Annotated in this window: 18 protein-coding genes and 1 tRNA gene; 7 read left to right on the top strand and 12 right to left on the bottom strand. The window is 65.9% G+C overall.

The annotated features are described in order from the left end of the window. Nucleotides 1-107: 107 nt before the first annotated feature. The 4 genes from SR870_RS16955 to SR870_RS16940 form a co-directional block, all read right to left on the bottom strand. Entirely contained in the window at nt 108-404 is a 297-nt protein-coding gene (locus SR870_RS16955; protein WP_322514708.1) for a hypothetical protein, read from the bottom strand. A 90-nt stretch (nt 405-494) separates the two neighbouring features. Further along, nucleotides 495-1,115 (bottom strand): hypothetical protein, encoded by a 621-nt coding sequence (locus tag SR870_RS16950; protein WP_322514707.1) that lies wholly within the window; start codon nt 1,113-1,115, stop codon nt 495-497. Nucleotides 1,116-1,178: 63 nt separating this feature from the next. Beyond that, nucleotides 1,179-2,708 (bottom strand): DUF6538 domain-containing protein, encoded by a 1,530-nt coding sequence (locus SR870_RS16945; protein WP_322518289.1) that lies wholly within the window; start codon nt 2,706-2,708, stop codon nt 1,179-1,181. 96 nt (nt 2,709-2,804) lie between these two features. Further along, a tRNA-Leu gene (locus tag SR870_RS16940) sits at nt 2,805-2,891 on the bottom strand. Nucleotides 2,892-3,038: 147 nt separating this feature from the next. Between SR870_RS16940 and SR870_RS16935 the strand changes: the two genes are divergently transcribed. Then, complete coding sequence (locus SR870_RS16935; RefSeq protein ID WP_322514706.1) at nt 3,039-4,004, top strand: complex I NDUFA9 subunit family protein; 966 nt, start codon at nt 3,039-3,041, stop codon at nt 4,002-4,004. Nucleotides 4,005-4,058: 54 nt separating this feature from the next. On the opposite strand, the gene SR870_RS16930 is transcribed toward SR870_RS16935, so the two are convergent. Then, on the bottom strand, nt 4,059-4,865 hold the full coding sequence (locus tag SR870_RS16930; RefSeq protein WP_322514705.1) for an undecaprenyl-diphosphate phosphatase: 807 nt from the start codon (nt 4,863-4,865) through the stop codon (nt 4,059-4,061). Nucleotides 4,866-5,064: 199 nt separating this feature from the next. On the opposite strand from SR870_RS16930, the gene SR870_RS16925 reads away from it, so the two are divergent. Together SR870_RS16925 and queG are read left to right on the top strand one after the other, a co-directional pair. Then, nucleotides 5,065-5,757 carry a glutathione S-transferase family protein gene (locus SR870_RS16925; protein WP_322514704.1) on the top strand — a complete coding sequence of 231 codons (693 nt, stop codon included), beginning with the start codon at nt 5,065-5,067 and terminating at the stop codon, nt 5,755-5,757. Beyond that, nucleotides 5,706-6,959, top strand: coding sequence for a tRNA epoxyqueuosine(34) reductase QueG (gene queG / locus SR870_RS16920; protein ID WP_322514703.1), 1,254 nt, complete (start codon nt 5,706-5,708; stop codon nt 6,957-6,959). The genes SR870_RS16925 and queG overlap by 52 nt, the downstream gene beginning before the upstream one ends. A 103-nt stretch (nt 6,960-7,062) precedes the next feature. On the opposite strand, the gene SR870_RS16915 is transcribed toward queG, so the two are convergent. Further along, nucleotides 7,063-7,851: an alpha/beta hydrolase gene (locus SR870_RS16915; RefSeq protein WP_322514702.1), complete on the bottom strand. Its 789-nt coding sequence runs from the start codon at nt 7,849-7,851 to the stop codon at nt 7,063-7,065. A gap of 338 nt (nt 7,852-8,189) precedes the next feature. On the opposite strand from SR870_RS16915, the gene infC reads away from it, so the two are divergent. Next, nucleotides 8,190-8,729, top strand: coding sequence for a translation initiation factor IF-3 (gene infC / locus SR870_RS16910; RefSeq protein WP_041797822.1), 540 nt, complete (start codon nt 8,190-8,192; stop codon nt 8,727-8,729). A 271-nt stretch (nt 8,730-9,000) separates the two neighbouring features. Here the strand turns inward: infC and SR870_RS16905 are convergent, their stop codons facing one another. The 4 genes from SR870_RS16905 to SR870_RS16890 form a co-directional block, all read right to left on the bottom strand. Then, nucleotides 9,001-9,837 carry a SprT family zinc-dependent metalloprotease gene (locus SR870_RS16905; protein ID WP_322514701.1) on the bottom strand — a complete coding sequence of 279 codons (837 nt, stop codon included), beginning with the start codon at nt 9,835-9,837 and terminating at the stop codon, nt 9,001-9,003. A gap of 247 nt (nt 9,838-10,084) precedes the next feature. Next, nucleotides 10,085-11,410, bottom strand: coding sequence for a polyhydroxyalkanoate depolymerase (locus SR870_RS16900; protein ID WP_322514700.1), 1,326 nt, complete (start codon nt 11,408-11,410; stop codon nt 10,085-10,087). Between the two features lie 119 nt (nt 11,411-11,529). Then, entirely contained in the window at nt 11,530-12,360 is an 831-nt protein-coding gene (locus SR870_RS16895; protein ID WP_322514699.1) for an ABC transporter permease, read from the bottom strand. 193 nt (nt 12,361-12,553) lie between these two features. Beyond that, nucleotides 12,554-13,351, bottom strand: a complete 798-nt coding sequence (locus SR870_RS16890) for an ABC transporter ATP-binding protein (RefSeq protein WP_322514698.1) — start codon at nt 13,349-13,351, stop codon at nt 12,554-12,556. A 108-nt stretch (nt 13,352-13,459) separates the two neighbouring features. Here SR870_RS16890 and SR870_RS16885 point away from each other — a divergent pair, with 108 nt between their 5' ends. Both SR870_RS16885 and SR870_RS16880 read left to right on the top strand, forming a co-directional pair. Next, nucleotides 13,460-14,782 carry an ActS/PrrB/RegB family redox-sensitive histidine kinase gene (locus SR870_RS16885; RefSeq protein ID WP_322514697.1) on the top strand — a complete coding sequence of 441 codons (1,323 nt, stop codon included), beginning with the start codon at nt 13,460-13,462 and terminating at the stop codon, nt 14,780-14,782. A gap of 169 nt (nt 14,783-14,951) precedes the next feature. Next, nucleotides 14,952-15,506, top strand: a complete 555-nt coding sequence (locus SR870_RS16880) for an ActR/PrrA/RegA family redox response regulator transcription factor (protein ID WP_322514696.1) — start codon at nt 14,952-14,954, stop codon at nt 15,504-15,506. A gap of 446 nt (nt 15,507-15,952) precedes the next feature. Here the strand turns inward: SR870_RS16880 and map are convergent, their stop codons facing one another. After that, nucleotides 15,953-16,777, bottom strand: coding sequence for a type I methionyl aminopeptidase (map, locus tag SR870_RS16875; protein WP_322514695.1), 825 nt, complete (start codon nt 16,775-16,777; stop codon nt 15,953-15,955). A 368-nt stretch (nt 16,778-17,145) separates the two neighbouring features. On the opposite strand from map, the gene SR870_RS16870 reads away from it, so the two are divergent. Continuing rightward, nucleotides 17,146-18,939, top strand: coding sequence for a potassium/proton antiporter (locus SR870_RS16870; protein ID WP_322514694.1), 1,794 nt, complete (start codon nt 17,146-17,148; stop codon nt 18,937-18,939). Here the strand turns inward: SR870_RS16870 and mepA are convergent, their stop codons facing one another. After that, nucleotides 18,940-19,893 carry a penicillin-insensitive murein endopeptidase gene (gene mepA, locus SR870_RS16865; protein WP_322518288.1) on the bottom strand — a complete coding sequence of 318 codons (954 nt, stop codon included), beginning with the start codon at nt 19,891-19,893 and terminating at the stop codon, nt 18,940-18,942. It abuts the gene before it with no gap. Nucleotides 19,894-20,093: the final 200 nt, after the last annotated feature.

Raw genomic sequence — 20,093 nt, 5'->3', positions numbered from 1 at the left:
TTGGTCACACCAATTCTCTTTTCACTTGTCTTGTGGTCCGACATGTCTCGGCGACCGGTCAGGGGCGAGTTCTTCTTCGCCCCTGGCCATGCTCGTGGCCGTTTCGCCTAGCGGTCCCCGCAGGGCGGATTGTACCGCGTCCGCAGTTCGCGCTCGATCCGCATCCGGGCGACTTCGTCGCAGTAGAGTGCAGCATAGGAGAGCGGCAGCCCCCGCCTCGCCCACGCCGGAGCGCGGTCATGCGCCTGGACGCGAGTGCGGATCCAGCCGGATTCGCCGATGTCGACGACCGTCAAGCCGGTCATCGTGGAACCGAGCACGGCGTAGACGCCGGACCGGTCTGCGAGCTGGCTGGGCGACGCGTGAGTGCCGTCGAACATGTAGTTGCCGATGTTGATGGTCATGGATAGATGTATCCTGTCTTAGCAGTCCTAGGACATGGTCCGGAGGCGCGCCAACGCCTGACCAGACCGGTTAAAGGAACCGGGGACGGGTTAACGTCCTCGGTTCCTCTCCGCCCGCTCCTTCATGAGCGCACGAAGCTGAAGGCGGCGAAGCTCCGCTAGGCGAGCTTCGATCCGCAATTGCACGCGCAGGGCGGCCCCTAGCGCGACGAGTTTTTCCTGATCTCCCAGTGACGGAACCGGCACGAGCAGCTGCTCAAGCTCGCTCTTCTTAAGGTTGGCGATGGTGGCGCCGGTAGCTCTGGCGCGCAGTTCCATCTGCGTAGAGGGGGAGTTGAGGAATTGAGCGAGGTAGGCCGGCAGCAATGCGGGGCCCGGAGTCATGATCAGAACGCTGGCCGCTGCTACCATTGATCCGGCGTGTGGGGGCACTACACCAGCCCTGTAGCTTTGCCCGCGTGACTGAAGCAGAACCTCTCCAGGTGTCAGCGAGCGAGCGTCGCCTTGCGTGGGCACGGAACTGATCCGCAGCAGCTCTTCGAGCCTGATGTTGCCTTCCAAGCCAATGTCGCCCGCCTGGACGACCGCGATAGGAGCGCCCTCGACGTGGCGAACGGCTTCTCGGAACGCAACGCCGTTGCGAACCGTAGCTAGGTTCTTGAGAAATTCAATCACGCAGTAGGGCCTTTCGTTGCACAGATGTATGTGCATCGAATCGGCTTTCTCGTCAAGATTGCCGTAGAGGCTTTCCTGCAGAATTTTTTACGGCAACAGTCAGCCTCTGACGTCCAGCGCTGGGATCTTTGATATCTCCCTGTACAGCGCCTCCACTGGAAACTCTCCGTACGAATCGGCGACCGACTTCGCTCCGTGCCCCGTGATCGCGTTCAGGATGTCCTGAGCCAGCCCAAACTTGCGGCCGGAGGTTTTGATACGGTGGCGCCATGAGTGGCTTGGGGAGAGCCTAGGGTCTTTCAAGCCTAGCTGCCGCACGAAGCGACCGACGACTTTTGTGCCGTTTCCGCCACGTTTGCCGAACTTGTCGGGAGCAAGCTCAGCAAACAATGGTCCTGACTTGACCGTCGCAGCGAACTTCAAGAACCCCGCCTCGATGAGGGCAGGATGAACGGGAATGATTCGTTCAGAGCCGCTCGTCTTCAACGAGCCTGCCTCCGGGGCAAAGGCCATGCACCAGATGCCATCGATCTGCTTGATGTCCTCGGATCGCAGTTGGCAAATCTCGGAAATTCTCGCTCCCGAGTAGGCGCCAATCCAAGGCACCCAACGCCGCACAGGGTCTCTTTCCGCCGCCGCAGCCTTGAGGACGAGTTTTGCTTCCTCGTCGGTGAAGCTGCGTTTCTTTTCCCCCTGCTTGCTCTTGGCGTCGAGCGTAACGCCTTCTGCCGGATTGGACTTGAGCAGCTTGTTCTGTACGGCCCACTGTAAGATGGCCCTGATCGGCGCTAGCTTCGCATCCTGAATCGTTTTCGGCCGCAGTCCGTCGGCTACCATCGCCGACTTCCAGCGGATGAGGTCTTCTTCGGTGATCCGCCGAGCGTCGGTTTGATTCAGAAAATCGCCCAACTGACGAACGACGCGCGACCATTCGTAAAGCGTCTTCTCCGCCGGGCGCCTTTCAGCTGCCCAGCGTTGCACGATGTCGGGCAGCGGCAGAGGCTCCTGGGGCGGCGCAGTGCTGAGCCCGGGTGCCACGGATGCCAGATGATACGATGATGAATCGCTCTCGCCGTTCGCCCAGCGCTGCAACGTCAGGCTGGCTCTTTCGACCGCCCTGGCAAGGGCTCTAGCGACCGTTCGGGTGTTCCCCAGCTCGGTCGAGAGGCCTTTCCACCTTAGGATGCTTTGCGCTTCCTGAAGGCACCAATCCTCCATCTCACGAACCTTGAGGGACCCTTCTTCGATCGTGAAATACGATTTGATGTCTGAAGGACTGCGCGGGGGCCGATCTTCCGGATCGACGAAAAGCCTATCGACGAGACCGACCTGCCAAAAAGTCTTGGCGCTTGGATGTTCTCTGTGTTGCTCAAGCCACTCATCGTAGACGAACGCGACGAGTTTATGGGCTTCTCGTTCGGTGATCGGCTTTGGGCCAGCTCGAAGATTTGCCCAACGGCTTTCGAGATCCGCGAGAGCTGCTGCGTGCCTACGCTTCGCTTCGGCTGGATCCCGCGTCTGCAGGCTGCGCTTCTCCTCGCGCTTGCCGACCAACGCGCGCAAATCCTCCGGTACAGCTCTCCGGAGCCAGTAGACGCCGCTGTTTGGATGCTTCCAGGGACGGGACATTGCAAGGGCCATTGTACCAGCCTTTTGTACCAGGCGGGCAGCTTCAAGCCATTGATTTTGCTTAATCCCTCGCAACTCAAGGAGTTAGAGTGCGAGTGGTGCCCAGGAAAGGACTCGAACCTTCACGGCCGTGAAGCCACTGGCACCTGAAGCCAGCGCGTCTACCAATTCCGCCACCTGGGCCCGGGCGGGTTGATAGGGACCCGATACGGAAATGTCAAATTGCTTCGCGGCTCCAATTCCGCTGTACAGCGAAAGGTTGATGCCGTAACGCGAAACCGCCAGAATGAAGGCGTTCCGGCGCTTCGTTTCTCCACAGGATGACCCTGCATGACTTCCAACATCGACACCCTCGTCACGGTTTTCGGCGGTTCGGGCTTCATCGGCCGCCATGTGGTCAGCGCGCTGGCCCGTCGGGACTACCGAATCAGGGTGGCGGTGCGGCGGCCGGAGCTGGCGGGGCATCTGCAGCCGCTCGGGCGGGTCGGCCAGATTCACGCGGTGCAGGCCAATCTGCGCTATCCGGCCTCGGTCGAGGCGGCGATGCGCGGCTCTCACGTGGCGATCAATCTGGTCGGCATCCTCGCCGAGGGCGGGGCGCAGAAATTCGACGCGGTGCAGTCCGAGGGCGCGGGCGCGATCGCCAGGGCCGCCGCGGCGGTCGGCGCGCGGATGGTGCACGTCTCGGCGATCGGCGCCGACGCCAACTCGCCGGCGCGCTACGCCCGTTCCAAGGCGGCCGGCGAGCAGGCGGTGCTGGCCGCGGTGCCGCAGGCCACGATCCTGAGGCCGTCGGTGGTGTTCGGCCCCGAAGACCAGTTCACCAACCGCTTCGCCGCGCTGGCGCGGATGTCGCCGGTGATGCCGCTGGTCGGCGCCGACACCAGGCTGCAGCCGGTCTATGTCGGCGACGTCGCCACCGCGGTGGCCGAAGCCGTCGACGGCAACACCAGGCCGGGCGCGACCTACGAGCTCGGCGGACCGGAACTACTGACGATGCGCGAGATCATCGAGATCATTCTCGAGACGATCGACCGCAAGCGGCTGATGCTGCCGCTGCCGTTCTGGCTCGCCAGCCTGCAGGCGATGCTGCTGCAATTCGCGCCGGGCGGCCTCAAGCTGACGCCGGATCAGGTCGAACTGCTGAAGGTCGACAATATCGTGTCGGACGCCGCCAAGAGCGCCGGCCTGACGCTGCCGGGGCTCGGCATCACGCCGGATTCGATGCAGGCGATCGTGCCGTCCTATCTGTGGCGGTTCCGCAGGACCGGCGAGTTCGCGCGCAAGAACGCGTAGTCATCAACGCGGAATGATGCCGGGGCATCGGCTCCGGCGTCTGTCGGCAAGCGATCAGCGGCCCATCGCCAGTGCGATCAGGCCGAGCGTGCCGACGATGACGCGCCACCACGCGAACAGCTCGAAACCGTGGCGGGTGACGTAGCCGAGGAAGGTCTTCACCACGATGATCGCGGTGATGAACGACACCACGAAGCCGACCGCCACGATGGTCATATGGTCGGTCGTCAGGTCGCCGCGGCTCTTGTAGAGATCGTAAACGAAGGCGCCCACCATGGTCGGGATCGCCAGGAAGAACGAGAACTCGGCCGCCGCGCGCTTGTCGGCGCCGAACAGCATCGCCGCGACGATGCTCGCGCCGGAGCGCGACACGCCCGGGATCATCGCCACGCATTGCGCGCATCCGATGTAGAAATACATCAACAGCGGAAACGTCGTGGCGTCGTGGTGGCGCGGTTTCAGGTCGAGCTGATCGACCCACAGCAGGATCGCGCCGCCGACGATCAGCGAGAAACACACCACCCACGGATTGAACAGAAACAGCTTGATGTAGGATCCGGCCGCAGCGCCGATCACCGCCGCCGGCAGGAATGCGACCAGCACGCCGATGATGAAACGCTGCGCCGCCGGATCGGAGAACATCCCGAGCGCAATTCGCCACAATTTGGCGAAATAAAGCGCCAGGATCGCGAGGATCGCCCCGAGCTGGATCAGGACGTCGAAGGTCTTCCAGAAATCGCCCTCGCCGAGATTGAAGAATCGCCCCACCAGCAGCAGATGGCCGGTCGACGACACCGGCAGGAACTCGGTGACACCCTCGACCACGCCGAGAATGACGGCTCTGATGATATCGGAAAGCATGGGATTGTCCGCTGGGAGGGATCGGTCTCGCAAGAGGCGCGACCTTGTCGCCTATTCGATTGCATGCCGCAACGTCAAAAATGCGCCGATAGCCGGCGTCCCACGCGGCCGCGCATCGCGCGTCCGGCGCCTCCGCGGGCAGGGTCAAATCGTTGTCCCGGCCACCGTTTGTTAAGCCTGCGAAACTATCAAGGTCGCTATGTACACCCTTTTCCATCATCCGTTCTGCCCGCAGTCCCGGTTCGTCCGGCTCGCGCTCGGCGAACACGGTCTCGATCTGCGGCTGGTGGAAGAACGCTCATGGGAGCGGCGCACGGCTTTCCTCGCACTCAATCCGGCCGGGACCACACCTGTGCTGGTGGGCGAAGGCTATCCGCCGATTCCGGGCGCCGACGTCATCGCCGAGTTCCTCGACGAGACCCACGGCGCGGGCTTGCGTGATCGCCGGCTGCTGCCGCATTCGACCGCCGAGCGGATCGAGGTGCGGCGGCTGATGTCGTGGTTCAACGACAAGTTCTTCGAGGAGGCCAGCGGACCGCTGGTGACGGAGCGGATCTACAAGCGATTCATCAGCGAGGGCGATGGCGGCGGGCCGCCGGCGATGGATGTGATCCGCGCCGCGACCGCCAATGTGCGCTATCATCTCGCCTATATCGGCTGGCTGGCGCGGACCCGGAACTTTCTCGCCGGCGACCGCATGAGCTTCGCCGATCTGGCGGCGGCGGCGCATCTGTCGGCGATCGACTATCTGGGCGACGTGCCATGGATCGAGGACGAAGCGGCAAAGGCCTGGTACGCGCGCATCAAGTCGCGGCCGTCGTTCCGTCCGCTGTTGAGCGAGTGGCTGGCGGGGGTGCCGGCGTCGCGAACCTATGTGGATCTGGACTTCTGAGCGCCGCCTCGGGAGCCGGTTCAGACCCCGCGGAGTCTTGCGGCAAACTGGTGACAAAGCTGAGGCAGCAGGCGCAGGCGCTCGGCTTCGACGCGCTCGGGGTCTGCGCGCCGGATTCCACCCCCCGCGCCCTCGAACGGCTACTGGAATACCTCGACGCTGGCCGCCACGGCGAGATGGCCTGGCTCGCCGACCGGCCGGAGCGCCGGGCCGACCCGCGGGTGATGTGGAGCGAGGTGCGCTCGGTGATCATGCTCGGGGTCAATTACGGTCCCGATGCCGATCCGCGCTCGGTTCATGGCGCGAAGGATCGCGGCGCGATCTCGGTCTATGCGCAGGGTGACGATTATCACGATGTGATCAAGAGCCGGCTGAAGCAGCTCGCGCGCGGGCTGGTCGCGACCGCGGGCGGCGAGGTGAAAGTCTTCGTCGATACCGCGGCGGTGATGGAGAAGCCGCTGGCGCAGGCGGCGGGCATCGGCTGGCAGGGCAAGCACAGCAATCTGGTGTCGCGCGAATTCGGCTCGTGGCTGTTTCTCGGCGCGATCTTCACCACGCTGGAGCTGCCGCGCGACGAGCCTGAGCCCGATCGCTGCGGCTCGTGCCGCGCCTGCCTCGACGCCTGCCCGACCGCGGCGTTCCCGGAGCCGTACCAGCTCGATGCGCGGCGCTGCATCTCGTATCTGACGATCGAGCACAAGGGACCGATCCCGCACGAATTCCGCCGGCCGATCGGTCAGCACATCTATGGCTGCGACGATTGTCTGGCGGCGTGCCCCTGGAACAAGTTCGCCGAGGCCGGGCGCGAGGCGAAGCTCGCCGCGCGCGAGGCGTTGCGGGCGCCGTCGCTGGCAGAGCTCGCGCGGCTCGACGATGCGTCGTTCCGGGCGCTGTTCACCAAGTCCCCGGTGAAGCGCATCGGGCGCGACCGCTTCATCCGCAACGTGCTGATCGCGATCGGCAATTCGGGCGATGCGCGGCTTGCGGCCGAGGCCGAAAGGCTGCTTGGCGATGCCAATCCGGTGGTGCGCGGCGCAGCGGTGTGGGCGCTCGGGCAGTTACGTGCGTACGATCAGTTCGCGGCGCTGCGCGAGAGGCATGTCGTCGGTGAAGCGGACGAGAGTGTGCGGGCGGAGTGGACGGACGCACGTCCTTCTCCCCTTGTGGGAGAAGGTGGCACGGACGCAGTCCGTGCCGGATGAGCGGTTAGCCGCGGACACTGTGCTCGGGACACCCCTCACCCGGCAGCCTTCGGCTGCCACCCTCTCCCACAAGGGGAGAGGGTTCTCCAATCCGAGGAACAGCTCACCCCATCTCCTCCACCGCCGCCAGCATCCTTGCGATGTCCTGGGGCCGCGACAGCCGGTGGTCGCCGTCCTGGATCAGGGTCAGCACGACGTCCTCGCAGGGCAGCCGCTCGGTCAACGCGAAGGCGTGGGTCCAGGGCACGTCGGGGTCCTGCTTGCCCTGCAGGATGCGGACCGGGCAGCCGGTGCTGATCGCGCCGCCGAGCAGCAGGTGGTTGCGGCCGTCCTCGATCAGCGCGCGCGTGATCGGATACGGCTCGCCATACTCGGACGGCCGCATCCACACCCCCTCGGTCTCGATCTGCCGGCGGATATCGGGCGAAAACCCCTTCCACATCAGCGCTTCGGTGAAATCCGGCGCCGGCGCGATCAGCACCAGGCCGGCGAGTGTCGCAGGGCTCGCGCCGCCGCGGCGGCTCAGTTCGCGCGCCAGCAGCAGCGCCATCCAGCCGCCCATCGAGGAGCCGATCACCACCTGCGGGCCTTTGCAGAAATGGTCGAACACCGCGACGCTGTCCTCCAGCCAGCGGCTGATGGTGCCCTCGGCGAACGCGCCGGAGGAGGCGCCGTGGCCGGAATAATCGAACCGGACGCAGGCGCGGCCGCGTTCGGCGGCCCATTGGTCGAGCGCCACCGCCTTGGTGCCGGTCATGTCCGAATTGAAGCCGCCGAGCCAGAACAGCCCGGGGCCGTTGCCGGCCCGCGCCTGCACCGCGATCCGGCGCTGCGCCGGGCCGTCGCCGACGGTGATGAAGTCGGAAGCCGGAGCGGAGGAGGTGTTTGTCATGGATCAAGGGCCTCGTTGCGGAGTTGGTTTGCAGTACGCAGCGTCGCGCCGTCAACGCCGGGCGGGCGTCCGGCGTGGCGGAAATGCCGCGAATCGGCTGGTCCTTGCTCCGCTTAGGCGGAAGTCGGCTTGCCGGGTCGGGGTTCTTCCGTCACACTGCGCGGCGATCAGGAAGGGCATGGCCTCGGCATTTGAGCCGGGGCAATCTCGGTTTTGCGTCCGGCTCCGCTCTGACCTATATGGAGCGTGTGATCTGATCGGCACAGCCGTCGATGTTTCTATGACATGCGTTGATCTGATCGTTCGCCACCAACGTTCACAATTTTGGAGAAGCCACCATTCGCCGTCCCAACAGAGCCCCGCCCCCCGTTGCCAAGGATGGGCCGCGCACCAACGATGAAATTCGCAATCACGAGATCCAGCTGATCGACCAGGCCGGTGTGAACCAGGGCAAGGTCGAGACCATCGTCGCGATCAAGATGGCGATGGAAGCCGGCATGGACCTCGTCGAGATCTCGCCGAACGTCAGTCCGCCGGTCTGCAAGATCATGGACTACGGCAAGTTCAAGTACTCGGCGCAGAAGAAGGCCGCCGAGGCGCGCAAGAAGCAGAAGATCGTCGAGATCAAGGAGATCAAGCTCCGCCCGATGATCGACGATCACGACTACGACGTGAAGATGAAGGCGATGCAGCGCTTCTTCGAGGAAGGCGACAAGGTGAAGATCACTTTGCGCTATCGCGGACGCGAAATGGCCCACCAGGAAATCGGCACCAAGCTGCTGGAAAAGGTGAAGGCCGACGTCGCCGAAATCGCCAAGGTGGAGCAGGACGCCCGCTTCGAAGGCCGTCAGGTGGTCATGGTGCTGGCGCCGCGCTGAGGCGCAGCAAGCTGTTTTGAATTTGAGTATGCGTGAGGCCCGTCAGTCGATCTGGCGGGCCTTTTTCTTTCGGCTGCTTCGGCGCCTCATCGACACGCCGTGCCCGCGTCGCCCTCACCCCAACCCTCTCCCGCAGGCGGGAGAGGGGGCCTTCAGCGGTCGGGGTGAGGTCGTGTCTCTCATCACGCATGGCGGGCTCCCTCTCCCGCTCTTGCGGGGGAGGGTTGGGGTGGGGGCTGCCGCGGGCACGATGCCGGCAGCAGGCCGCCGCTCAGTCGCTGATGCCGTAGCGGTGCAAATCGTTGCCGTGGGTGTCGAGCCAGGTCTTGGCGCGCTCCATATGCGGACAGACCTTGCCGACCACGCGCCAGAACCGGGCCGAGTGGTTCATCTCGACCAGATGCGCGACTTCGTGCGCGGCGAGATAGTCGAGCACGTAAGCCGGCGCCAGGATCAGCCGCCACGAGAACGACAGCGACCCCGCCGAGGTGCACGAGCCCCAGCGGCTCGACTGGTCGCGGATCGACAGCCGCGTCACCTTGACGCCGAGCTCGGGCGCGTAGCGGTCGCAGGCCTTCTGCAGGTCGTGGCGCGCCTCGCGCTTGAGAAAGTCGTGGACGCGGCGGTCGATGTGGTCGAGCTCGCCGGCGACGCAGATGATGCGCTCGCCGCTGTCGCGCACTTCGGTCCACACCGTGCCGCGGCCGGCGCGGTGAACGATCTTGTGGTCGTGGCCGCGCAGCGGCACCAGCGTGCCGGGCTGGAACGGCGCCGCCTTCGGCAGACGGCCGAGACGCGCCGCGATCCACGCGCCGTGACGCTGTGCGAAATCCTTGGCGTCGGCGAGCGTGCCGCGCGGCGGCATCGTCAGGATCGCTTCGCGAGCGCTCGGATGAATGCGCAGCGTGTAGCGCGTCGCGCGGCGATGACGCCTGATGCGAACGGCGAAATACTGCGATCCGTGACGGATGGGGATGGTCGACGGCTCGGTGGGCCGCCGGTAGAGAAGTGCGCGGAAGGCCATTTCTGCAGATCCGGACAACAAGAGGTCGCCTGGAGTCTGCCATATCCGCCGCCATTGGAAGCGCCCGGCGCGAAAACAAATCATTTGCCCAATATACAGGGTGATCGCGCGATGATCCCCCCACAAGATGGGCCCCGGAACCCGAAATTTTCGCGAATTTCGATTCAATTATCAGCTTTGAATCGTGACTCAGTGCTCATTCGTTGAAACGGTGCTGAATCGAGATTCCCACGATGCCCCGGAGGCCCGGGGCATCGCGCTTCCCATTTGATTCCACGATGCAAACCGGGCCTGCCGCGCCGACAATCCCCGATCTTCACGCGGCGCGCGATTACTCCGCCGCGTTGGCGCGTGCGCCGTTCGCGGCCGACAGCATGAAGTCGGAAATACGCGGTACGATTTCGGACCGGAACCGCGAGCCGTTGAACACGCCGTAATGACCGACGCCCTTCTGCACGTAGTGCACGCGGCGCTCGTCCGGAATCGAGCTACACAGCGTGTGCGTCGCTTCGGTCTGGCCGATGCCGGAGATGTCGTCGTTCTCGCCTTCGACGGTCATCAGCGCGACGCGCTTGACCTTCGACGGCTCGACCAGCTTGCCGCGATGGGTCATCTCGCCCTTCGGCAGCGCGTGCTTGACGAACACCACATCGACGGTCTGCAGGTAGAACTCCGCGGTGAGGTCCATCACCGCCAGATATTCGTCGTAGAACTCGCGGTGCTTGTCGGCGAGGTCGCCGTCGCCCTGGACCAGATGGTTGAACAGGTTCTTGTGCGCGTCCATGTGGCGGTCGAGATTCATGCTGATGAAGCCGTTGAGCTGCAGGAATCCCGGATAGACGTCGCGCATCACGCCCGGATGCGGGAACGGCACCTTGGTGATGACGTGGCTGCGGAACCAGTCGATGCCCTTTTCGGCGGCGAGGTTGTTCACAGCGGTCGGATTGCGGCGGGTGTCGATCGGGCCGCCCATCAGCGTCATCGACACCGGCACGAACGGGTCGTCATTGGCTTCCATCACCGACACCGCGGCCAGCACCGGAACCGAGGGCTGGCACACCGCGACGACGTGGACGTTGCCGCCCAGCGTCTGCAGCATCTCGATGACGTAGTCGACGTAGTCGTCGAGATCGAACCGGCCGGCGGCGACCGGCACCATCCGGGCGTCGGTCCAGTCGGTGATGTAGACCTCGTGGGTCGGCAGGAAGGCCTCGACGGTGCCGCGCAGCAGCGTCGCGTAGTGACCCGACATCGGCGCAACGATCAGCACCCGGGGCTGCGGATGGCGCAGCGGGTGTTCCAGCTTGCGTTCGAAATACAACAGCCGGCAGAACGGCTTTTCCCACACATTGTGGATTTCGATCGGCACGCGCATGCCGTTGACCTCGGTGGTGTCGAGGCCCCATTCGGGCTTGCCGTAACGGCGCGTGGTGCGTTCGAATACTTCGCAGGCCGCCGCGATCGACTTGCCGAGGTCGGTGTGACTCCACGGGTTCATCGGGTTCTTGAACATCAGCCGCGTCGCGTCCGACACCGCCCGCGCCGGATTGAGCGAGGCGTGAGCGAGTTCGTAGAACCAGTACATCGGCGTGGTCATCGCCGGACTGACTTCGGCCGGCAGCTCCGGCGGACGGCCAAATTCACCAATCACGGGCATAGTATTTGTTTCCCTGGTCTCTTCTCGCACCGCAGCATAGTGGCCGCTGGGTCAGGGTGCGTCAATCCGTAGATCGAATTATGAGCACAGGCGGCGGCGGAAAGCTGTCCGGAAAGGGCCTATTCGCCGCTTTGAATTAACGATCCGTGCCGCCGTGCTCCGTTCAGCATCACCAGGAAGCTCACGAAGGAGGCTGCGAACAGGACTGCATTCAGCGCCAGCGACCACAGCATCAGGTCGGCGCGGAACTGATGCTGCATCAGCAGCGCCCGCATGCCCTCGAACACGTAGGTCGGCGGCAGCGCCCAGGCGATCGGCTGCAGCCAATGCGGCAGCACCGACACCGGGTAGTACACGCAGGCCAGCGGCATGATGCCGAACATCAGCGACCAGACGATGCTCTCGGCGCCGAGCCCGTTGCGCAGCACCAGGCCCGAGACGAAGATGCCGAGCGCCCAACTGGTGAAGATCAGGTTGCAGAAGAACGCGATCAGCGGCAGGCCGAAGCCGAGCAGGTTGAAGTCGAAGAAGATCATCGCCAGCAACGTCATCGGCACGATGCCGATCGCCAGCCGGATCAGGCTCATGATCATCAGCGAGATCAGAAACTCGATCGGCTTAAGCGGACTCATCATCAGGTTGCCGAGATTGCGCGCCCACATCTCTTCCAGAAACGAGATCGAGAAGCCGAGCTGGCCGCGGAACAGGATGTCCCACAGGATCACCGCGCCGATCAGCGTGCCGCCGGCGCGGGCGAAGAACCCGGCATTCTCCGCGATGTAGCTCTGCAGGAAGCCCCAGGTGATGATCTGCAGCGCCGGCCAGTACACCAGTTCCAGCAGTCGCGGCCACGACGACAGCAGCAGGTACCAATAGCGCAGCACCATGGCTTCGATGCGATGCCAGGCGATGCCGTGGCCGAATTCGAGGCTGTCGATCAGCGAGCGCATGATCGTGCCCTCCTTGGGGCTTCTCTCCAATCCAGCGCCAGCGACCCGCAGCGACTTGACGCGCACTGTTCGCGCACCAACGCCGTCATGGCCGGGCCTGTCCCGGCCATCCACGTCTTTCCCGCGGAGGCCGTGGTTCGTGGATGCCCGGCACAAGGCCGGGCATGACGGAGGGTGACGTCACCGGTTGATGTCATCGGGTGTCTTCCCCGCCCCGCGCGCGGCCGCGGGCGACGTCGAGGAACACCTCTTCGAGCGTGGCGCGGTTGTAGCGCGCCAGGATCGCGGCCGGGGCGTCGTCGTCCTCGATCCGCCCGCGCTTCATGATGATGACGCGGTCGCACAAGCGCTCGACCTCGAGCATGTTGTGCGAGGCGAGCAGGATCGAGGCGCGGTGCTGCCGGCAATAGGTCTCGAGATGCGCCCGGATCCAGTCGGCGGTGTCGGGATCGAGCGAGGCGGTCGGCTCGTCGAGCAGCAGCAGCTCGGGCCGGTTGATCAGCGCTTTCGCCAGCGCGACGCGGGTCTTCTGCCCGGCCGAGAGCTTGCCGCTGGGGCGGTCGAGAAATTCGCCGAGGTCGAGATCGGCGGCGAGTTCGGCGATCCGGCCGGGCAGATCCGGCACGTCGTAGAGCTTGCCGAACACCCGCAGATTCTGCCGCACCGTCAGCCGTGACGGCATGTCGACGTAAGGGCTTTCGAAATTGATCCGGCCGAGCACGTCGGCGCGCCGTTCCGGCATGTCGTAGCCGAGCACCCGGATCCGGCCGGCGGTCGGCAGCACCAGCCCCATGATCATCGCGATCGTGGTGGTCTTGCCGGCGCCGTTGCCGCCGAGCAGCCCGGTGATGCTGCCGCGCGCGACGCTGAACGAGATGTCGTCGACCGCCCGCGTCGCCTTGTAGACCTTGACCAGATGCGCGACCTCGATCGCCGCGGCGGGCGCTTCGGCGACGGGCGATGTCTGTTTCGGAGTGGGCTCGGCGGTCATGACAGCGGCCTGTTTGCCGATTGCGGCCGGACTGCGCAAGCGCCGACGCGCGCCCCCGCGACCTCGGCGCGAATTGTGAACGCGCGCGGCGGCGAGTAGTGTCCGCCCATGTCCGACGATCTGATCTCCGCCGATTTCCGCCATCCGCGCCGCCACGTCCGGCTCGACACCATCCTGCGGCTGCGCTGGCTCGCGGCGCTGGGGCAATTGTCGGCGATCTTCATCGTCGCCCAGGGGCTGGAATTCGACTTCGCGGTGCTGCCCTGCCTGGCCATCATCTTCGCCTCGGCGGTGGTCAATCTCAGCCTGCAGATCGCGTTCAATCCGATGCAGCGGATGGAGCCGATCTATGCGGCGCTGCTGCTGGCGCTGAACATCGCCGAACTCGCCGGCCTGTTGTACTTCACCGGCGGGCTGCAGAACCCGTTCGCGTTCCTGTTCCTCGGGCCGGTGCTGATCGCCGCCACGGCGCTGCCGACACGGATGACGATCGCGCTCGGCATCTTCGCCGCCGGCTGCGCCGCGCTGCTCGGCTACACCCACCAGCCGCTGCCCTGGGCCGGCGACGAGGCGGTGCAGCTTCCGGAGATCTATCTGGTCGGCGTCTGGCTTTCGATCCTGCTCGCGATCGGCGTCACCAGCGTCTACACCTTCCAGGTCACCGAGGAGGCGCGCAAGCTCGCCGACGCGCTGTCGGCGACCGAGCTGGTGCTGGAGCGCGAGCAGCATCTCACCCAGATCGACGGGCTCGCCGCCGCCGCCGCGCACGAACTCGGCACGCCGCTGTCGACGATCTTCCTGATCTCGCGCGAACTGGAGAAATCGGCGCCGCCCGAAATGGCCGGCGATCTGAAGACGCTGCGCGAGCAGGCCCAGCGCTGCCGCGAGATCCTCGCCAAGATCTCGCATCTCAACGCCGCCGGGGCGCCGTTCGACAAGATGCCGCTGTCGACGCTGATCGAGGAAGCGGTGGAGCCGCATCGCGATTTCGGCGTCACCATCAAGATCAGGGTGGCGGTTTCCGGCACCGCCGAGCCGGTGGTGATGCGCAACCCGGCGATTCTCTACGGCATCGGCAACATCCTGGAGAACGCCGTCGATTTCGCCCGCGACACCGTCGAGGTCAACGCCTGGTGGAACGCCGACACCGTCCAGATCATGATTTCGGACGACGGGCCGGGCATCAAGCCGGACCTGTTGAAGCGGATCGGCGAGCCGTATCTGTCGCGCCGCCGCCATGCCGACGACGCCCCGAACGATCGCGCCGGCCTCGGGCTCGGCGTGTTCATCGCCCGCACGCTGCTGGAGCGCACCGGCGCCAAGGTCTCGTTCCGCAACAAGCTGTTCCCGGACCACGGCGCCGTGGTCCAGCTCACCTGGCCGCGCAACCGGTTCGAGAATACCGAGATCGCCGCCTCCGAAGAGGCCTGATCGGAGGGCGCGCGGTCCGGTCGCAGGGCGGGGCCCGGCCGGGGCCTTGGCATTGTCGCACCCCGTCGCCATATCTTTTGCGTCGACGCCGTCGATTCTTGTTTTGACGCGTTTTCCTCTCGCGGAGCGGCCCCGCTTCGCCTGAAAACGCCATAGGAGATCCCGCGCCGTGAATGCCATCCCCGAATTGAACGACCATGCCGATCGCTCGCTGCTGATCGTCGAGGACGACAAGCCGTTCCTCGAGCGGCTGTCACGGGCGATGGAAACCCGCGGCTTCGCCGTGACCTCGTGCGACAGCGTCTCCAGCGGCCTCGCCCAGATCGGCAAGTCGGCGCCGGCCTTCGCGGTGGTCGATCTGCGGCTCGGCGACGGCAACGGCCTCGACGTGGTGTCGGCGCTGAAGAAGGAGCGCCCCGACGCGCGCGCCATCGTGCTCACCGGCTACGGCAACATCGCCACCGCGGTGACCGCGGTGAAGATGGGTGCGGTCGACTATCTGTCGAAGCCGGCCGACGCCGACGACGTCGTCGCGGCGCTGCTGGCGAGCGGCAATGAGAAGTCCGAACTGCCGAACAATCCGATGTCGGCCGATCGCGTCCGCTGGGAGCACATCCAGCGGATCTACGAGATGTGCAACCGCAACGTCTCGGAAACCGCCCGCCGCCTCAACATGCACCGCCGCACTTTGCAGCGCATCCTGGCGAAACGCGCGCCGCGCTGAGCGGACGTAAACCCCCGCCTCCCGTCATTCCGGGGCGCCGCGCAGCGGCGAACCCGGAATCCGAGGCGATTGCGGACTCACTGCTCTGAGATCGCGGCCTCATTGCCCGCGTCGCCCTCACCCCAACCCTCTCCCGCAAGCGGGAGAGGGGGCGCGCTGCGGCGTGGGGGGACGCCTTCCCCATACGCTGCGCGTCGTGCTCCATGCCGACATGCCTGCGGCCGTGGGCATGGCGACCGCGCGCCTTTGTCCACTCTACGTTGTGTCAGCCGGTCATTCCGGGGCGCGCGCCTCGCGCGCGAACCCGGAATCTCGAGGTTCAAGGCACAAGGGGATTCGTCGCAGAGCATCTCCGGATTCCGGGTTCGCGCCTGCGGCGCGCCCCGGAATGACGGTGTATGGAGTTGGTAGCTTGCCCCTGGAATGACTGCGTTCCGGGAACGCGCTCAGCTCTGGAACGGCGGCTTGTCGAGGCCCTTGGGCGACAGCGTGAAGATTTCGCAGCCGTCCTTGGTGACGCCGATCGAGTGCTCGAACTGCGCCGACAGCGAGCGGTCGCGGGTCACCGCGGTCCAGCCGTCGGACAGGATCTTCACATAGGGTTTGCCGAGATTGATCATCGGCTCGATGGTGAAGAACATCCCGGGCTTCAGCACCACGCCCTGGCCGGGGCTGCCGACATGGATGATGTTCGGCTCGTCGTGGAACAGCCGGCCGAGGCCGTGGCCGCAGAAATCCCGCACCACGCTCATCTGCTGCGGCTCGACGAAGCTCTGGATCGCATGCCCGATGTCGCCGGTGGTGGCGCCCGGCTTGACCGCCGCGATGCCGCGCAGCAGCGACTCGTAGGTGACGTCGATCAGCCGCTCGGCTTTGCGGGCGATCGGGCCGATCGGATACATCCGGCTGGAATCGCCATACCAGCCGTCGACGATCATCGTCACGTCGACATTGACGATGTCGCCTTCCTTCAGCGGCCGGTCGCCCGGCATGCCGTGGCACACCACGTGATTGATCGAGGTGCAGGTCGAGTAACGATAGCCGCGATACATCAGCGTCGCCGGGAAGGCGCCGTGGCTGAAGGCGAAATCGCGCACGAAATCGTCGATCACCGAGGTCGGCACCCCGGGTTTGACGATGTCGACCAGCTCGTCGAGGCATCGCGCCACGAGCTGTCCGGCCTTGCGCATGCCGGCGAAACCGGCAGCGCCGTGCAATTTGATCTGCCCGGTCTTGCGCAGGGCGGTGTCGGAGGCGTCCACGTAGCTCATCGGGCCGGTCTGGTTCGGGAAAACGGAGGATGTGAGGCCAATCTAGTCATCGCAGCGGTTCGCGCAAGCAAAAGCCCGTCACGCGGCATGGAACGGCGCGACGCGGCTCTCGAACGCGTCTCCGTGCTCGGCGCGCCCTCACCCCAACCCTCTCCCGCAAGCGGGAGAGGGAGCCGCGCCGTGCCTGGATTGAGCGTCCCCCTCTCCCGCCCTTGCGGGTGGGGGATCGCGGGCAGGGCGTGAACCATCCGGCAAACAACGAGCAGCGAACGCGTCAATTTGATCAATCGGCGAGAATGCAGTTGGCGCTGCAGCAACTGCGGCGTTAAGGATGCGACAGCGGTGATTTGCTCGTCTAAACAGAGGCAATGGACTCTCTCGACACGGTCAGCATAGCCATTCTGCTCGGCGCCGTCCTGGTGATGGCGGGCATTCTGTCGAGCCTGCTGGCGCTGCGGTTCGGCGCGCCGTTGCTGCTGGTCTTTCTCGTGCTCGGCATGCTGGCCGGCGAGGCCGGGCCGGGCGGCCTGAAATTCGACGATCTCTCCACCACCTATCTGGTCGGCTCGGTGGCGCTGGCGCTGATCCTGTTCGACGGCGGGCTGCGGACGCGATTCTCGACCATCAAGGCGGTGCTGGCGCCGTCGATGGGGCTGGCGACGGTCGGCGTGCTGCTGACCGCGCTGCTCACCGCGCCGGTGGCCTATTATGCGCTCGACCTGAACTGGACCGAGGCGCTGCTCGCCGGCGCCGTGATCGCCTCGACCGACGCCGCCGCGGTGTTCCTGCTGGTGCATTCGCAGGGGCTGCGGCTGCGGCCGCGCGTCGGCGCGACGCTGGAGGTCGAGTCCGGCACCAACGATCCGTTCGCGGTGTTCCTGACGCTGATGCTGGTCGGGCTGATCACCCGCGGCGAGGCCTCGACCTGGTACGTGGTGCTGGAATTCCTCTGGGAGGCCACGCTCGGCACCGCGATCGGCGTGATCGGCGGCCGCGCCGTGGTGATGGCGCTGAACCGGGTGGCGTTGCCGCAGGGGCTGCACGCGCCGTTCGTCGCCACCGCGGCGCTGGTGGTGTTCGGCGCCGCGCAGATCTCGCACGCCTCGGGCTTTCTCGCCGTCTATCTCGCCGGCATGATCATCGGCAACCAGCCGACCCGCGCGCATAATTCGGTGGTGGCGTTCCTCGACGCCGCGACCTGGCTGGCGCAGATCGTGATGTTCGTGCTGCTCGGCCTCTTGGTGTCGCCGCAGCGGCTGATGTCGAGCATCGGCCCGGCGGTGCTGGTGGCGCTGGCGCTGATGCTGGTGGCGCGGCCGCTCGCCGTGTTCCTGTGCCTCGCGCCGTTCCGGTTCAACTGGCGGGAGCGGTTGTTCATCGCCTGGGTGGGATTGCGCGGCGCGGTCGCGATCTTCCTGGCCTCGATCCCGATGCTGGTCGGGCTGCCGAAGGCCTATCTGTATTTCGACGTCGCCTTCGTGGTGGTGATCATCTCGCTGCTGCTGCAGGGCTGGACGCTGGGGCCGGCTGCGCGCAAGCTGCACGTCGCCCTGCAGCGCACCGATCGCGGCCCGCGCCGGATCGAGCTCGACCTGCCCGGCCAGCTCGAGCAGCAACTGGTCGGCTACGCGGTGCGGCCGAAGAGCCTGTATCTGAAGCGCGGCCTGATCCCGTCCTGGTCGAAGCCGACGCTGGTGATCCGCGACGAGCGCATCCTGACGCCGGAGGAGGCCGATCCGGTCGCGCCCGGCGACTATCTCTATCTGCTGGCGCCGCCCGAAAAGGCCGAGTCGCTCGACCGCTTCTTCGTCGACATGCCGCCCTCGAGCGCGCCCGACCCGCATCTGCTCGGCGACTTCATCGTGCCGGGCGAGACCACGCTCGGCGATCTCGCAGCCGCCTACGGCGTCAACGTGCCGACCGGCGAGGAGGCGCTGACGCTCGCGGATTATTTCGACATCCATCTCGACACCGCGCCGACCCTCAACGCCACCGTGCAGCTCGATACCATCGTGCTGGTGGCGCGCAGCCTCGGCGGCGGCCGGGTCAACGTCGTCGGCCTGCGGCTGCCCGAAGAGGAAGACGACGCCCCGCCGGCGACGCGGCGGCAGAAGGCCAGACGCAAGCTGTCGAAGATCTGGTCGCAATTGTCGGGGGTGTGATCAATCCGGCTTGCGGTCCGGCGCGTTCAGCACGGCGCGGCATTCCGCCGGCAACTCGGCGAGGGTGAGCTGGCGCTTCGGCTTCGGCGGCACTTTCGGCGGCTTCGGGTGCAGCACCGCGTCGGAGAACCAGTAGTCCAGCTCGGCGCCGCAGCCTTCGCCCTGCGGCGTTTCGGGCTGCGCCTCGCAGCCGATGCTGCCGGGCGGGCATTTGATCCGGATGTGGAAGTGATAATCGTGGCCGTACATCGGCCGCACCTTGTTGAGCCAGCTCCGGTCGCCTTTGGCCTCGCGGCACAGCGCCTTCTTGATCGCCGCGTTGACGAAGATCCGCTCGACCGCCGGCTCCTGCGCGGCGGCGCGGATCACTTTCCAATGCGTCGGCGTCCAGGCGGCGGGATCGATGTCGAGCCGGTCGCGGCGCACCATCATCACCGCCGACATCTCCTCGCGCTCGTTGCGCGAGAGCTGCCGGTTCGGCATCGGCGTCAGCCAGATGTCGGCGTCGAGCCCGACCTGATGGCTGGCATGGCCGGTCAGCATCGGCCCGCCGCGCGGCTGCGACATGTCGCCGACCAGAATGCCCGGCCAGCCGGCCTCGCTGTGCGCCCGCTTCGACAGCCGCGCCACCAGATCGACCATCGCCGGATAGGCGTAGAACCGATTGCGCGACAGCCGCATCACCTGCCAGGTCTTGCCGGTGATCGGCAGTGCCTCGCCGCCGGCGAGGCAGCCGCGGGCGTAGAACCCGACCGGCCGTGGCGGCAGCGCCGCGGGGAGGGTGCGGCGGCCGAACAGCTCGCGCGCGGCGAGCTCGGGATCGTCGGGGTTGGCGAGCTTCGGCAGCGGCTTCGGATCGACCGTGCCCTTGTCCTGCGCCCACGCGAATGTCGCCGAGGCGCTGAGCAGCGCGGCGGCCAACAGCCATCGGGCGGGAATCGATCGGCGTCGCATACTCACCTTATATCCGACTCGCGAAGCCGGTGAAATCGGCGGCGCTGCGACCGGGGCATTGCGGGCGCGATGCTGCGGCCGCGGGTCGCGATGTTAACGCCATACTAACCCTCCGCGTAGTTGGCGCAAATTCGAGCCGACGATTCGTCTCCGCACAAGCCTTGTGCAGATCGCGCCGAAACTGCAACGGGATGCCGTAT

Origin of the sequence: Rhodopseudomonas palustris, assembly GCF_034479375.1 — a bacterium.
Taxonomy (GTDB): Bacteria; Pseudomonadota; Alphaproteobacteria; order Rhizobiales; family Xanthobacteraceae; genus Rhodopseudomonas; species Rhodopseudomonas palustris_M.
This window is presented reverse-complemented; position numbering and strand designations above follow the sequence as displayed.